This window comes from Rhodococcus sp. 5A-K4, from assembly GCF_046097995.1.
Taxonomy (GTDB): domain Bacteria; phylum Actinomycetota; class Actinomycetes; order Mycobacteriales; family Mycobacteriaceae; genus Rhodococcus_F; species Rhodococcus_F erythropolis.
In genome coordinates, this window is sequence record NZ_JBJURM010000002.1 from 247,056 (window position 1) to 260,687 (window position 13,632).

Genomic DNA, 13,632 nt, shown 5'->3' on the forward strand with positions numbered 1-13,632 from the left:
CGAGCGCATCCAGCATTTTGCCGTGAGATCACTTACGCGACCCCTTCCGTTAGTCAGTATGCCAAGTCACACATAACTGCCGGAACCGCCTACGCGTTCAGCCTACGATCGGTGAATGCGTGAGCACTTGATCCCGATCGGCGAGGTTGCAAAATCGTTCGGAATTGCGGCGTCGACCTTGCGCTACTACGAGGACGAAGGACTGCTGTCCGCGCGGTCGCGAACTGGCGGCAAACGCTGGTACGGGCAGCGTGAGCTGCGCCGGCTGGCATTGATCCGGATGTACACCGAGACGGGAATGTCCTTGGAACAGGTGCGGTCCTTCATCGAAACCGACACCACGTCCGACCAGTTCTCGACGGTTCTCGCAGATCAAGTGTCGACACTCGAGGCGCAGATCGCCGCTGCTACGCGAGCGAAACTGATCCTCGAGCATCACCTGACGTGTCGGCAAGAGCGTCCGATGCAGTGCCCGTGGTTGCTCGAGCAGCTCGACATACGCGTCGAAGCGGCGCTTGACTTCAAGTTGACTTGAACCTTCATAGTTAGGGCGCACTTACCGCCCTATCCGGAGGTTGACCATGTCGGCACGACGATGGCTGCCGCTCATCGCCGCATGCATCGGAACTTTCCTGTTACTGACGTACGCCACCATCACGACAATCGCGGTGCCGGCCATCGCAGTCGGTTTGGACGGCAGTACGGGCGCGATGTCCTGGGTCGTCGACGCCTACACGCTGGCTCTTGCCGCGCTTCTGGTGGGCATGGGCGCGCTCGGCGATGCGTGGGGACGTAAACGCCTCTACATATGCGGACTGGTCGTGTTCCTGGTTGCAACGGCCGTGTGCGCGATTGCCCCGGACGTCACGGTTCTGGTCGTTGCTCGCGGCGCGCAAGGAATTGCCGGTGCGGCGATGTTCGCGACGCTCCTGCCTCTGCTCGGCGACGCATATTCGGGCCGCGATCGTCACGTCGCCTTTGCTGCGTGGGGCGCCGTCGCTGGATTGGCGGCGGGAATCGGGAACGTTGCAGGAGGGCTGCTGACGCAGTCCTTCGACTGGCGTGCGGTCTTCTATTTCGGAATCCCCGTGGCCGCAGTAGCGCTCGCAATGGCTGTGTTCTGTTTCGCCGACAGTGAGCGCGGCGACGGCAACATCGACTGGGCCGGAATCGTTTTGTTCACCCTCGCTGCCGTTGCCGCGGTTCTCGGCGTGACGTGGGGCGGCGACATCGGGTGGGCTTCGTCGTCGACAGTTCTTGCCTTCCTGATCGCAATCGGTGCGCTGACGGCGTTTGTGTCCTGGCAGCGTCGAGGCAGCAGTCCGATGCTCGATCCGGCATTGTTCCGATCCCTGAAATTCGACGGCGTCCTCGTCGCTGCGTTCGGGTACTACCTCGCGGCCTACGGCCCGCTCGTAGTCCTTTCATTGTGGCTGCAGAACGGGCTGGAACTGTCGGCATCGGCGGCCGCACTCGTGCTCTCGATTCAACCGCTCGCTTTTGTCTTCGTGTCGGCGCTGTGTGGATCACGGCTTCAGCGAGTCGACCTTCGACTGTCGCTCGGATTCGGGACGGTTCTCTGCGGAATCGGTTGCGTGGCCATGCTGTACGTTCTCGCCGAGCCGGTCTGGCCCGCGCTGATCGCCGCGCTGATCGCCGGGCTGATTCTGACCGGTGTCGGTTCCGCGATGGTGTCGCCGGTGCTGCCGGGTGCCGCGATGTCGGACGCCCCGGCAGAGCGCGCCGGGACGGCTTCGGCGACAGCCAACTCGTCGCGTCAATTCGGGCTTGCCGTCGGAATTGCGTTGTGCGGCTCTCTCTTCGCCGGTCCGGACGAGTTCGCCTTGCTGTGGCCGTTGGTCTTCTGCGCCGGCGTCGGAATGCTCACGGGTTTGGTATCGATCCTTCTCTTTTCTCGTTCGTCAACTCCTGCAACAGTTCAGCCAATCGCCGAAAGGGCACACACATGACCACGCTGTTCACTCCACGACCGCACCGGCATCTCGAGATGGACTGGAGTCGCCGCAGGTTCCTCGGCGCTGCAGCAGGATTGGCTGCTGCGCTGGCAGCGGCCGGTTGCTCGCGTTCGGGCGCAGACGCCGGGGGTGAAGGCGATGCAGGCTGGTCCTTCACCGATGATCGCGGCAACCTGATCGAATTAGATTCACCGCCGAGGACATTTGTCACCTACACCGGTATCGCGGGCGCTCTCTGGGATTACGGACTGGTGCCTGTCGGTGTTTTCGGGGCGCTGACACGATCACCGGGATCAACGGACACCAGCATCTCCGGCAACTTGGATTTCTCGAAGACCGACATGGTCGGGCAGCTCTGGGGACAAGTGGAACTCGAGAAGATCGCTGCGCTGGAGTCGGACGTCGTCATCGTCCCTCAGTTGCGTGGTTCGGCACTACTAGACGAGGCGAACTTGGATGCGGTGAAAGGCTTGTCGACAGTACTGTTCGTGGAAACGGCAGCAGGAACCATCGACCGAACCGTGCAAGAGATCGTGGAACTGGCCGTGGAACTCGGAGCGGACCAGGATATGGAGGCTCAGCGAAAAGGCTACGACGCTGCGCGTGCGCGGATCTCCAAAGTTGCTTCTTCGCTGAATAATTCACAGGTTTTGTTCGCGTCCGCAGATGCGGACACGATTCGTGTCAGTCTTTCGGGATTCCCGATCCTCGCAGACCTGGCGGGATTGGGACTTGCCGTCGTCGATCCGGCCGAGGGATCGTCGGTCTACGTCGAGAAACTGGCTTGGGAGATGGCGGACCACTATCCGGCCGACATGATCTTCCTCGACGATCGCCCGTCCAGTTTGCAACTGGATACGCTCGGAACCAATCCTGCGTGGTCCAACTTGCCCGCGGTGAAGGCGGGAAAGATCGGGACCTGGAATCCGGAACCCGTGCTCAGTTATGCCGGGATCGCCCGTACGTACAACAATCTGGCTGACCAGCTGCTGGCATTCTCACATTCCTGACCGCCGCGTCGTCTACGACGTATGGACCTCTTCACCGATCTGTCTGCTCGAGTTGATTCCCTCGATTGGCCTGCGCTGATCGAGGGAATCAACTCCAGTGGGTGTGCCCAGACGGCGCCGATACTCGACGAGTCGGAGTGCCGCGAAATTGCTTCCTGGTACTCGGACGTCGACCGGTTCCGGAGCACCATCGACATGGCTCGATACCGCTTCGGCCAGGGGGAGTACCGGTACTTCGGCGATCCCGTACCGGAGCCGATCACGGCTATGCGATCCGCCTTCTACCGACACCTGCTGCCCGTGGCGCGGGAGTGGGCGTTCAAGCTGGGCGAGGGTGCACCGTGGCCGGATTCTTTCGAAGAATGGATCGATCAGTGTCACGACGCCGGTCAGAATCGCCCTACCCCGATCCTTCTGTCCTACGGACCTGGTGACTGGAATGCATTGCATCGGGACTTGTACGGAGAGTTGGTGTTTCCCTTGCAAGTCGTGATCGGGCTCGACAGACCTCGCATCGACCACGCCGGCGGCGAGTTCTTGCTCGTGGAACAGCGGCCGCGCGCCCAGTCGAAAGGGACGGTGACAGTTCTCGAGCAAGGTCACGCGTTGATCTTCACCACGCGGGATCGACCGGTGCAGAGTTCGCGGGGGTGGTCGAGAGCCCCTGTGCGACATGGTGTCAGTGTGGTGCAATCCGGCACGCGTCGAACATTGGGATTGGTGCTTCATGATGCTGAGTAAGACGTACATTCTCCGCGACGCTCGCAACAAACCCTACGAGAGTTCGACGCCCGGTGTGCTTGGTGGACATCGGAAAACGAAGATCTACGGTCGACTCGACTGTCGAGGGGCTGCGCAGGCAATCGCGCGTGGTGGGTATGTCGCCAGTCGGGTGTTCTTCGCGGACGAGCCGACCGCGATTGCGGCCGGCTATCGCCCCTGTGCCGTCTGCATGCCCGAAGGTTACGCAGCCTGGAAGGCAGTTGCTACGCGCCGAAGCGGTCGCGGTACTCCTTCGGAATGAGCGGCTTGTCGCCGCGGACCTTCAGCTGCTGGACAGCCCAGGTATTGCCGTCCGGGTCGGCGAATCCGAAGAAGGTGCCCCCGTCACGCTCGTCGAAGACGGTGACCTCACTGGCATCGACGCCGCGGTCGATGAGCTCTTGGCGAGCCGTTGCAGCGTCTGCCACGACCAACTGCAATCCCTTCAACGAACCAGGGGCCATCTCGGTTTGCGACGGCAGGTTGCCGATGACGATCGAGCAGCCCGAACCACGCGGAGTGAGCTGGGCGACCGTCATGTGTTCGTTGACGGTGTGGTGGTCGAGATCGAAACCGACCTTGTCACGGTAGAACTCGATGGAGCGGCCGAGGTCACTGACGGGAACGATGACTACTTCGAGGGTCCAGTCCATGAAACTGCCTTTCGCTGAAGAGGTTCGGGTAAACAGGTGGTCAGAGTTGCGCGACGATCTTGTCCAGGCGTTCGTAACCTTCGGTGACGCCGAGCTCCATATTGCTCTCGATCATTCCGTCTCGCGCTTCGAGGCTCGGATATACGGAATGGCCGGAGAGACGGGTGCGTCCGTTGCCCAGGTCCTCGAACGTGATCGATTCGATGCTGACGACGTCGGGAAATCCCTCGTATTCGAAAGTCTGGATGGCAAAGTCGTTCTCGCGAACAACGTGAAATACACCGTTGAACCGGAACTCTTCGCCCTCGGGGTTGCGATGGACGTACTTGTATCGACCGCCGCTCACGAACTCGTATTCGTCGATTTCCATCTCGTATCCGTTGGGGCCGAGCCACTGCTTGACCAGTTCGGGATTCGAATGAGCTGCGAAGACGGCACTGACGGGTGCGTCGAATTCGCGGGTGATGTCGATGTACGGCACGCCCTCAGGAGCCGTGATGCTGACGGGATTGGTGGTAGCCATGGCTAAGTCTCCTTCTGTGTGGTGCTGAGTAGGTGATCGAGCTTGCGGAACTGTTGTTCGTGGATCAGTCGATAGTGGTCGATCCAGGCGGTCAAAGCCTCGAGAGTTGCGGCGTTGAGATGCACCGGCCGCCTCTGGGCTTCGCGGCTGCGGGTGACCAAACCCGCGGCTTCGAGTACCTGAATATGTTTGGAGACGGCCTGTTTCGTGATCTCGAACGGCTCGGCCAAATCGTTGACCGTTTGGGGGCCGGTGCTCAGGCGGGCGATGATCCGCCGTCGTACCGGGTCGGCGAGCGCCATGAACGCTTTGTCGAGACGCTCGTCTGCCCCTGGATCCACGATCACTTGTCAACCATCTCCTTTATCAACCAATCTGTTGATTACGCTACGGGTCCATGCGGAGGGTGTCAATGCTGCGAAACCGATTAGCGTGGAATTCATGAACGCTTTGATTCCTCGGCCACGAATGGAAGTGGCGCCAGGGGCGATTCTCGTTCCGGATTGGCTCAGCATCGAACAACAGCGCACCTTGGTGGCCGAGTGCCGACGGTGGGCGACCGCACCCGTACCGATGCGCTCGGCCGTCGTCCCTGGTGGGCACAAGATGTCGGTGCAAACAGTCTGTCTCGGTTGGCACTGGCAGCCGTACAAATACACGCGCACCGCCGACGACGTGAACGGTGAACCGGTTGCCGCTGTGCCCGACTGGCTCGTTGGCCTCGGCCGTAGCGCAGTTGCCGCGGCCTATGATGGTCCGACTGTGGGGGAGCGGTACACGCCGGACACTGCGCTGATCAATTTCTACGACGAGGGCGCTCGGATGGGCATGCATCAGGACAAGGACGAGCGCTGCGACGCTCCCGTCGTCTCACTGAGCGTCGGGCAGAGTTGTGTCTTTCGGTTCGGGAATTCCGAGAATCGGAACAAGCCGTACACCGACGTCGAACTCCATTCGGGTGATCTCTTCGTCTTCGGTGGGGAGTCTCGGTTCGCGTATCACGGAGTGCCGAAAGTTATTGCGGGAAGTGCAAGTCCCGACATCGGTCTGCCGTCCGGGCGGCTGAACATCACCCTGCGGGATACCGGAATGTCGTGAGTCTCAGGCTGATTTCGGCCTCGCGAATCGAGGGGATCGGTGGGCAGCACTCGAAGAAGAAACGGGCATTCAATTTATCGACATCCCAGGTCATTCTGAAATAGCCACCAACTGTGGTCTTTAGCGAAGACATCAATCTACGTTGAATCCGTCCAATTGGTCTCGTTTCATGTCAAGATCAACTGACGACCTTTCAGGCTGAACGAGATGGAGATTCGATGCATTCGATCACACGAGCGGCCCTCATCGGTGCTGCCGCTCTTCCGTTGGCAATGGCTGCTCCCTCGCTGGCCTCAGCTTCCACAGCTGCCGACGTCACCTTCGCTTACAGTGCTTCCGGCTCGACCGTGAGCAACACCATCACCAACAATTCGGGTGGAGCTCTGCAATGCAGCACCTCGCTCGCGAACGCGCCCGGCGGAGTGCTGCCACCAATCGAAGCCACGATCGGTCCAGGACAGGCGATCTACGAGAGCGGCGTGATCCCCACCGGTACAACAGTTCAGACGATCAACGATATCCCGGACGGCTCCTACGTCGTCCTGGCATCCTGCGGCAGCGTCGATGAACCGACGAGTATGTGGGTATCGGACTACCCAGGACTCGAGCCCTACCTGGCGATGTTCCCTTACACCACATACGCGGTGCAACAAGCATCCTGGGTGGTCTCATTGCCCAGCGCTGGTGCGCCCACATCAACCCCTGGCATGAACTTCGGGAGCTGACACCGGTAGTGGAACTGTGGATCGCCATCTGCCTGAGAGAATCGGTGTCGGGCGCGACCACTGCCGTCATTGTGCAGCCATTGTTTTCGTCCATCAGTGCTCGCACTGTTCGTCTGTAGTGACAGCGCAATAGGTCCTGTTCATTGCGCAGGATGATCCCGAATGAGAACTGAAGAGTTTGGGAGGCAGTTGTTTTGGCGAGAGCAACCTTTGTGTCATCAGTACAGTCTCGACCGAAACCAGTGATCGAGACTGATCATGTCTATCTTGTGCATGTCGAGACCCAGCTGGGCAGCAGCTTTCACTGCGTCGGCGCGGGGGATAGAGCTTTGGGGCAGAGTCCAATTGGTCTCCCGCGCATGATGCTCGAGAAGGTCGATGACTGTCCGCGGGACAGGTTCGTTGACGTGAAGTGTTGAGCCGTAGCGAAATTGCTGTTCTGTCGACAGTTTGTAGATAGATCGGGCGAGTAGGTTTACGTCGACTACTGACAGGATCGCGCTACCATTGTCGATGATCGAGCCGAGTCGAGAGACGATTCGCGTCAGTGTCGGCAGAAACCATCTGTCGCCGGGTCCGTACACGAGATGGGGCCGGACGACGAGGCCTCCGGCGTCGCGCACGAACTCCTCGGCGAGGGCGCGCGTGCGGCTGGCAGGTGAGAGGGGTTTGAGAGGTGCGCCGTTGACGGGCAGGTCTCGAAACGGGCCTGGCCCGTACACCGCGGCGGTGCTGACGTAGAGCAGCCGTTCGACGCCTACGGCGGCGGCGAACGACGCAACGTTTCGTATGCCGTGTTCGTTGACGTGAACGCACTGTTGTTCGTCGTCGCCCACGTACGACACGCAGCAGATGACGGTCGACGCCTGGCTCATTGCAACTCGTAGAGAGGCGCTTTCGTCAATGTCGCCGATAATGGCGGCAATTCCGTTGCGGCTGAGTTGTTTGGCTGCGCTGTCCGTGCGAACGAAACCGATTGCAGCGTTTCCGTCCCGGGAAACCAGCTGGTTCATCACTGCTGAGCCGATGAAACCAGTGGCTCCGAGTACCAGAGTCGTCATGGTGTGTCCGTGTCGAGGGCGTTGCTGCCGGGTCTTTCGACGTATCGTTGAGATTCATTCCGTCGGCAACGAGAGCTGGGTAGATCATGCAGGAGCGTGCGGTCCTCACGCGCCAGGCCGTCATTTTGGGTGCTGCGAAGAGCTTCGAGAAGTTCGGGTACTCCGCCAGTCTGGGCACGATCTTGCAACACGGGGGCGTGTCCAAGGGTGCGATGTATTTTCATTTCGCGTCGAAGGAGGAGCTTGCGCACGCGGTCATCGCAGCGCAGCACGGTATGGCGATGGAGGGTACCCGGAGGGTTGCTGCGCATTCCGACATCGCGGTCGAAACCCTGGTGCTTGTTTCGCAGGAGATGGCTCGGCAGCTTGTGACCGAGCCCATCGCGCGAGGTGGCATGCGGTTGACGATGGAGATCGGCAGTATTCAAGGTCCCATCGAACAGCCGTATCTCGATTGGATCGAGGCTATCAAGCAGGTGGCAACCCAAGCCGCCGAAGCCGGCGATATCGTCCCGGGCACCGATATCGACGCGTTGGCTCGATTTGTGGTGGGGTCGTTCACCGGAGTGCAAATTCTCTCGGAAATGCTTACGGGCAGAACCGATCTGTACGAGCGGTTGAGTCAGATGTGGAACTTGGTGCTGCCAACGATCGTCCGCGAGGACAAGTTGGCGCACGTCATGCAACTGGCGGCGCTTGCACCGAGAGAGTGGGAAGCACCGAGCGCTTGACGTGGAAGACGCGACGAGAAGAACGTGTTCGTTCCCTCTCATGATTGGTCCGCAACTGTAAGTTCAAGTTCCGCGGTGGTTTCCAGTTCTTGAGTGAACCGAACTCGGTGCACATGGCCTGACGCGTCAAGGGGGGTCGTTGACACCTCGCACGGCGTTTCCCATTCAGTGAACCTCGGAAAGACCGCCGAGAGTGAGGCGATCTTGGTTGCTGGGTTGCCGATGTGGAATCGGACCGCTTGTCGGGCGGCCTCGAAAAGAATCATTCCTGGGATGTGGTCGACGGGGTGGTCGAAAAGGGAGTGGTTGCGCGGATCGGGAGTGCAGAACATCGTGTGCCGAGCAGGATCAGTGCTGATGAGCACATCTCCATCGGTTAGGCGTCCGACTCGCTCCGATCCGACCACCGCGGTTCCGGAAGGAAGGATGCGCCGGCTCGGGCGGTGGTCTTCTCGTCCTTGCCGAATTCGACGATATCCCTCGGGGCTGACTCCTCGCGCAACAGCTTTGCATCTGGCGACGTGCCGGTTGCCCTCTCTGAGGATCCCCGACACTTCGACACCCGAGACCGCTCCGTCGCGATGAGTGAGGTTGTCCGCTGTCATCGAGAAACTCAACGGCTCCGCGACTGGTTGCACGTCGAGCGCATCCAACATCTCGAAGCTGAATGTTTCCATGAGGAACTTGTAGTGCAGTGGAATCTCGTATCGGGTGTGGCAGAGAAGCACCACTGCCTGTCGAAATGCTTCTGCCACCCCGAGTGGATCGTGTTGCTCGCTCGATACGTCGAATATCCGGTGCGAGAGCGGGAGTTGCACAGCAACCTGGTACGCCGAGTCCGATTCGATCCGGTAGTCCGTCAAGAAAACCTCGGCAACAGCATGTCTGTGGACGAGATGCCGCGGCACTGTGCGTGTGTATTCCATTGATTGAATGCACCTTTCGATGTTCGCTCGTGTCTTCGGTGTCGTGTAGGAACCAATTTTCGACGTCCGGACACGTCGTCGAATCGTCAAAATTGACGATCTTTGCGAAGGTCGAGTTCGATCAGAGGTAGCACCCATCTCAACGAGTGTGTCTGGGGCACTTCCTGCTAGAAGCGTCCGATCCGAAGTTCCAGCGGGTGTCTGCGTGCGTCGTGACCAGAGCGGCGGAGCATCGCGCATGCCTCCAGTTGGGAGTGCACCCCCAGTTTCTGCAGGATGCTTCGGACGTGGGCGCGAACCGTGGTCGGTGCGATGTGGGCGGTTCGAGCAATCGAGTCGACATTCGAACCGCCGTAGAGAAGACCCACGATCTCGAATTCGCGATCGGTGAGACTGCCGATTCGTGCGGATTCTTCGGTGCGCAACCGGATGCGTTGTACGAGCGAGGACTTCTCGTGTGCAGGTTGAGCGGAATTGGGGTTGAGTGCGGCCTGCAGCTCATCGAGCAGCGATGCGAACGGGAGTTGAGAGTTGAGCGCGGAGTGGGCGCCCGCAGCAAGCCCCCGAATCATGGAGCGGCCGCTACTGAGATCGCCGACCAGGACCGATCCCTCGAGTGCGGAAAGCTCCTTCACCTGCCAATCGACGCCCCCGCTGGGTAGGAGAACAAGCGCTCTACCGTGATCGCTGGTGTGGTGCCTTAACAGGCTCATGTCTGCGGTTTGTGGCGCGGAATAAGCCCCGGCGCTTATTCCGGCAGCGATTGCATTGGCGAACCCTCGATCGCTATGAGTGGTGTACACCGTGACTGTGCTGGAGTGTGTCATAGCGACTACATCACCGGCGGAGGTCCAGTCCGCCCGTTTTCCGCGTTGCGAATCCAAAACCGTTGGTTTCAGCGTGGTTTCGTCAGCGGGCTCGTTATCGGAGTGACCTCTTCACTGATGCGCACGAAGGGTGACAGCGATAGCGCAGTTGTCCGTCCGCCCATGGAGACTCGCGCGTCCGACACCTGATCGTGGACCTTCGAATTATGCTAGGGCGCTGAATATTTGGGCGATGAGTATCCCGCGTAGACGAGCCATTGGACGTTCCGTCGACGACGTGAACGACTCTCCAGTGGCTGGCGGCATTCAGTCGTCTCGATCGAGTTTCCGCGAGGCGGTGCGTCGCACTCTCAATGTTCTGTACCCAGTCGGGTCGAGATATTGACTGTTACCGTCAGTTGCACATACCCTGTACATTGGCGCTGACCTTAGGGAACCCGGCCTGAACCGGCCGATCGTTCTCGGCCACTGCCGACGCCAGATGTAGCTTCGCGACGACCTACGAAACGAGTTTCCTCCATGACAAAGCATGTCGACGTACTGATCATCGGCGCTGGCTTGTCCGGAATCGGCGCGGCTTGCCACCTCATTCGTGAGAAGACCGGAAGCACTTACGCGATCCTCGAGCGTCGCGAGAACATCGGTGGCACCTGGGACCTGTTCAAGTACCCGGGCATCCGTTCGGACTCCGACATGCTCACCTTCGGATTCGGTTTCCGTCCTTGGATCGGCACCAAAGTGCTCGCAGACGGCGCCAGTATCCGTGACTACGTCGAGGAAACCGCCAAGGAATACGGCGTCACCGACCACATCAACTTCGGCCGCAAGGTCGTGTCTATGGACTTCGACCGTACCGCCGCGCAGTGGTCCGTGACCGTCCTGGTCGAGTCGACGGGGGAGACCGAGACGTGGACCGCGAACGTCCTCGTCGGCGCCTGTGGTTACTACAACTACGACAAGGGCTACCGCCCCGCCTTCCCCGGTGAGGACGACTTCCGCGGTCAGATCGTGCACCCGCAGCACTGGCCGGAGGATCTCGATTACACCGGAAAGAAGGTAGTGGTCATCGGTTCCGGTGCCACCGCGATCACGCTGATCCCGTCGATGGCCCCCACCGCCGGTCACGTCACCATGCTGCAGCGCTCGCCCACGTGGATCCAGGCGCTTCCGTCCGAGGACCCTGTTGCCAAGGGGCTCAAGCTCGCACGCGTTCCCGACCAGATTGCTTACAAGATTGGTCGAGCCCGCAATATCGCACTGCAACGCGCCAGCTTTCAGCTTTCTCGCACCAACCCGAAGCTGGCCAAGAAGCTGTTCCTCGCCCAGATCCGCCTGCAGCTCGGCAAGAACGTGGACCTGCGTCACTTCACACCCAGTTACAACCCGTGGGATCAGCGCCTGTGCGTGGTTCCCAACGGGGACCTGTTCAAGGTGCTCAAGAGCGGCAAGGCCGACATCGTCACCGACCGTATCGCCACGTTCACCGAGAAGGGCATCGTGACCGAGTCGGGCCGCGAAATCGAGGCCGACGTCATCGTCACGGCGACCGGCTTGAACGTACAGATTCTGGGCGGCGCGACCATGAGCATCGACGGCGAGCCGGTCAAGCTCAACGAGACTGTGGCCTACAAGAGCGTGCTCTACTCCGACATTCCCAACTTTCTGATGATTCTCGGCTACACCAACGCGTCGTGGACGCTCAAGGCTGACCTGGCCGCGTCCTATCTGTGTCGCGTGCTCAAGATCATGCGCGATCGCAGCTACACGACTTTCGAGGTTCACGCCGAACCCGAGGACTTCGCCGAAGAATCTCTCATGGGCGGAGCCCTGACCTCGGGCTACATCCAGCGCGGCGACGGAGAAATGCCGCGTCAGGGTGCCCGCGGCGCGTGGAAAGTGGTCAACAATTACTACCGCGACCGCAAGCTGATGCACGACGCCGAGATCGAAGACGGTGTGCTGCAGTTCAGCAAGGTAGACATTCCTGTCGTGCCTGATAGCAAGGTCGCCAGCGCATAGTCGACTCCACCGGGGGGTGAACCGGTCGCACCACCCAGACGTCGGTGAATGGGCTAGTGATGTTGCGTCGACGTCCCCAAGCGTCACGGGGTTTGTGATCGGTGAGTTCGCTTCCGCGTTCGTCGGTTGTGCACAACCACGGGAAGAACATAGACAGCAACCATGATCACGGCAAGCAGTCCGAGGTAGAGATAGGGCCAGGTCCAGCCCGCTGATCGAATGACCAGCAACGATCCGCCCATGATCAAGGGCATCCCGGCCGCGGCGAGCAGGTCGACGTCACGGGGCGAGACGGGTGGGGTTCCGAGCAGAGGTACGCGGCTGCCCGAGTTTTCTCTGATCGTGCGCATCACTGACATGCAGTAGAGGGCGGCGCCGGCGATCGCGATCACCGCACCAAGTGCAACTTCGACGACGCCGGTTCTCGTGGACATCAATGCGTAGGCAAACACGCCCACCGTTGCCAAGGTGACCGGCGCCGACTTCCAGATCGGCGTCGACGCATAAGTGTCGGCGGGAACGCTCACCGAGCGCATCGGTTCGAGAGGCTCCATGAGCTCAGCGTGCCATGCGCCACTCGGGAAACAAACTGCCTGTGCCGTTTCTGGCAGGCTGCGGCTGCCTGGATTGGATGTCGGGACCCCTCACTACGATTCTCGTCGTGACCGATTACGACGATCTCGACATGTTCGGTGGCCTCGACGCCTCCTCCCTGCCGCTCCGCCAGCAGCAGATTCTGATGACCATCCGGGATCTCGTGGCTGCCAACGGGTGCACGCCGAGCACACGGCAGATTGGAGACGCGGTTGGTCTGCGCTCGACGTCGACGGTATCCAAGCACCTCAAGAGCCTCGAAGAGAAGGGCTTCCTCCGTAGGGGAGCGGCCATGGCTCGGCAGTTGGACGTGCGGCCGTTCCTCGTGGGAGCGAAGGAACAGTCGTCGTCGAACACCGTGACGGTTCCGGTCGTCGGTGACATTGCGGCCGGCGCGCCGATCCTCGCGGAGGAGCACGCCGACGAGGTGCTGGCGCTTCCCCGCGAGCTCGTCGGCTCCGGCACGGTGTTCGGACTTCGGGTGCGCGGTGAGTCGATGGTCGACGCAGCAATCTGCGACGGCGACGTCGTCGTGGTGCGGCGCCAGGACGAGGCGCATTCCGGCGAGATCGTCGCCGCGATGATCGACGGCGAGGCCACCGTGAAGGTGCTCCGACGCCGCGACGGTCACGTGTACCTCGAGCCTCGTAATCCCGCATACAGCGTCATCGACGGCGATCGCGCGGCCATCTTGGGCAAGGTTGTTTCGGTGATGCGACGTATCTGA

Annotated in this window: 17 protein-coding genes; 10 read left to right on the forward strand and 7 right to left on the reverse strand. The window is 60.6% G+C overall.

Annotated features, from left to right (window positions below; translation table 11 throughout):
- Window positions 1-115 precede the first annotated feature (115 nt).
- Genes ACKAMS_RS03505 through ACKAMS_RS03525 form a run of 5 tightly spaced genes read left to right on the forward strand, consistent with a single transcriptional unit; the run spans window position 116 to window position 4,010 of the window.
- Window positions 116-535 (forward strand): MerR family transcriptional regulator, encoded by a 420-nt coding sequence (locus ACKAMS_RS03505; protein WP_007729752.1) that lies wholly within the window; start codon window positions 116-118, stop codon window positions 533-535.
- Window positions 536-581: 46 nt separating this feature from the next.
- On the forward strand, window positions 582-1,970 hold the full coding sequence (locus ACKAMS_RS03510; RefSeq protein WP_408988607.1) for an MFS transporter: 1,389 nt from the start codon (window positions 582-584) through the stop codon (window positions 1,968-1,970).
- A complete protein-coding gene (locus ACKAMS_RS03515; RefSeq protein WP_408988608.1) occupies window positions 1,967-2,986 on the forward strand; it encodes an ABC transporter substrate-binding protein in 1,020 nt (339 codons plus the stop codon). Before ACKAMS_RS03510 ends, ACKAMS_RS03515 begins: the two co-directional genes overlap by 4 nt.
- Window positions 2,987-3,007: 21 nt before the next feature.
- Window positions 3,008-3,727, forward strand: coding sequence for a 2OG-Fe(II) oxygenase (locus tag ACKAMS_RS03520; RefSeq protein ID WP_141488277.1), 720 nt, complete (start codon window positions 3,008-3,010; stop codon window positions 3,725-3,727).
- Complete coding sequence (locus tag ACKAMS_RS03525) at window positions 3,717-4,010, forward strand: Ada metal-binding domain-containing protein (protein ID WP_020971022.1); 294 nt, start codon at window positions 3,717-3,719, stop codon at window positions 4,008-4,010. Before ACKAMS_RS03520 ends, ACKAMS_RS03525 begins: the two co-directional genes overlap by 11 nt.
- Here the strand turns inward: ACKAMS_RS03525 and ACKAMS_RS03530 are convergent.
- Genes ACKAMS_RS03530 through ACKAMS_RS03540 form a run of 3 tightly spaced genes read right to left on the reverse strand, consistent with a single transcriptional unit; the run spans window position 3,973 to window position 5,271 of the window.
- Window positions 3,973-4,401 carry a VOC family protein gene (locus ACKAMS_RS03530; protein ID WP_019745616.1) on the reverse strand — a complete coding sequence of 143 codons (429 nt, stop codon included), beginning with the start codon at window positions 4,399-4,401 and terminating at the stop codon, window positions 3,973-3,975. The genes ACKAMS_RS03525 and ACKAMS_RS03530 overlap by 38 nt on opposite strands.
- Window positions 4,402-4,441: 40 nt before the next feature.
- The gene (locus tag ACKAMS_RS03535) at window positions 4,442-4,924 is read right to left on the reverse strand and encodes an SRPBCC family protein (protein ID WP_029256428.1); all 483 of its coding nucleotides are present in this window, start codon (window positions 4,922-4,924) and stop codon (window positions 4,442-4,444) included.
- Between the two features lie 2 nt (window positions 4,925-4,926).
- Window positions 4,927-5,271: a helix-turn-helix transcriptional regulator gene (locus ACKAMS_RS03540; RefSeq protein ID WP_141488278.1), complete on the reverse strand. Its 345-nt coding sequence runs from the start codon at window positions 5,269-5,271 to the stop codon at window positions 4,927-4,929.
- 94 nt (window positions 5,272-5,365) lie between these two features.
- On the opposite strand from ACKAMS_RS03540, the gene ACKAMS_RS03545 reads away from it, so the two are divergent.
- Window positions 5,366-6,022, forward strand: a complete 657-nt coding sequence (locus ACKAMS_RS03545; RefSeq protein WP_141488279.1) for an alpha-ketoglutarate-dependent dioxygenase AlkB — start codon at window positions 5,366-5,368, stop codon at window positions 6,020-6,022.
- A gap of 218 nt (window positions 6,023-6,240) precedes the next feature.
- On the forward strand, window positions 6,241-6,747 hold the full coding sequence (locus ACKAMS_RS03550; protein ID WP_021331800.1) for a hypothetical protein: 507 nt from the start codon (window positions 6,241-6,243) through the stop codon (window positions 6,745-6,747).
- A gap of 218 nt (window positions 6,748-6,965) precedes the next feature.
- Here the strand turns inward: ACKAMS_RS03550 and ACKAMS_RS03555 are convergent, their stop codons facing one another.
- Window positions 6,966-7,808 (reverse strand): NAD-dependent epimerase/dehydratase family protein, encoded by an 843-nt coding sequence (locus tag ACKAMS_RS03555; protein WP_408988609.1) that lies wholly within the window; start codon window positions 7,806-7,808, stop codon window positions 6,966-6,968.
- 86 nt (window positions 7,809-7,894) lie between these two features.
- Between ACKAMS_RS03555 and ACKAMS_RS03560 the strand changes: the two genes are divergently transcribed.
- On the forward strand, window positions 7,895-8,539 hold the full coding sequence (locus ACKAMS_RS03560) for a ScbR family autoregulator-binding transcription factor (RefSeq protein ID WP_003940238.1): 645 nt from the start codon (window positions 7,895-7,897) through the stop codon (window positions 8,537-8,539).
- Between the two features lie 38 nt (window positions 8,540-8,577).
- Here ACKAMS_RS03560 and ACKAMS_RS03565 read toward each other — a convergent pair whose 3' ends face one another.
- Both ACKAMS_RS03565 and ACKAMS_RS03570 read right to left on the reverse strand, forming a co-directional pair.
- Window positions 8,578-9,465 carry a ScbA/BarX family gamma-butyrolactone biosynthesis protein gene (locus ACKAMS_RS03565; protein ID WP_021345753.1) on the reverse strand — a complete coding sequence of 296 codons (888 nt, stop codon included), beginning with the start codon at window positions 9,463-9,465 and terminating at the stop codon, window positions 8,578-8,580.
- 167 nt (window positions 9,466-9,632) lie between these two features.
- Window positions 9,633-10,178 (reverse strand): LuxR C-terminal-related transcriptional regulator, encoded by a 546-nt coding sequence (locus tag ACKAMS_RS03570; protein ID WP_259349350.1) that lies wholly within the window; start codon window positions 10,176-10,178, stop codon window positions 9,633-9,635.
- A gap of 633 nt (window positions 10,179-10,811) precedes the next feature.
- Here ACKAMS_RS03570 and ACKAMS_RS03575 point away from each other — a divergent pair.
- A complete protein-coding gene (locus tag ACKAMS_RS03575) occupies window positions 10,812-12,311 on the forward strand; it encodes an NAD(P)/FAD-dependent oxidoreductase (RefSeq protein WP_182262919.1) in 1,500 nt (499 codons plus the stop codon).
- Window positions 12,312-12,394: 83 nt separating this feature from the next.
- Here the strand turns inward: ACKAMS_RS03575 and ACKAMS_RS03580 are convergent, their stop codons facing one another.
- On the reverse strand, window positions 12,395-12,865 hold the full coding sequence (locus ACKAMS_RS03580) for a hypothetical protein (RefSeq protein WP_408988610.1): 471 nt from the start codon (window positions 12,863-12,865) through the stop codon (window positions 12,395-12,397).
- Between the two features lie 77 nt (window positions 12,866-12,942).
- Here ACKAMS_RS03580 and lexA point away from each other — a divergent pair, with 77 nt between their 5' ends.
- Entirely contained in the window at window positions 12,943-13,632 is a 690-nt protein-coding gene (lexA, locus tag ACKAMS_RS03585) for a transcriptional repressor LexA (protein ID WP_020909365.1), read from the forward strand.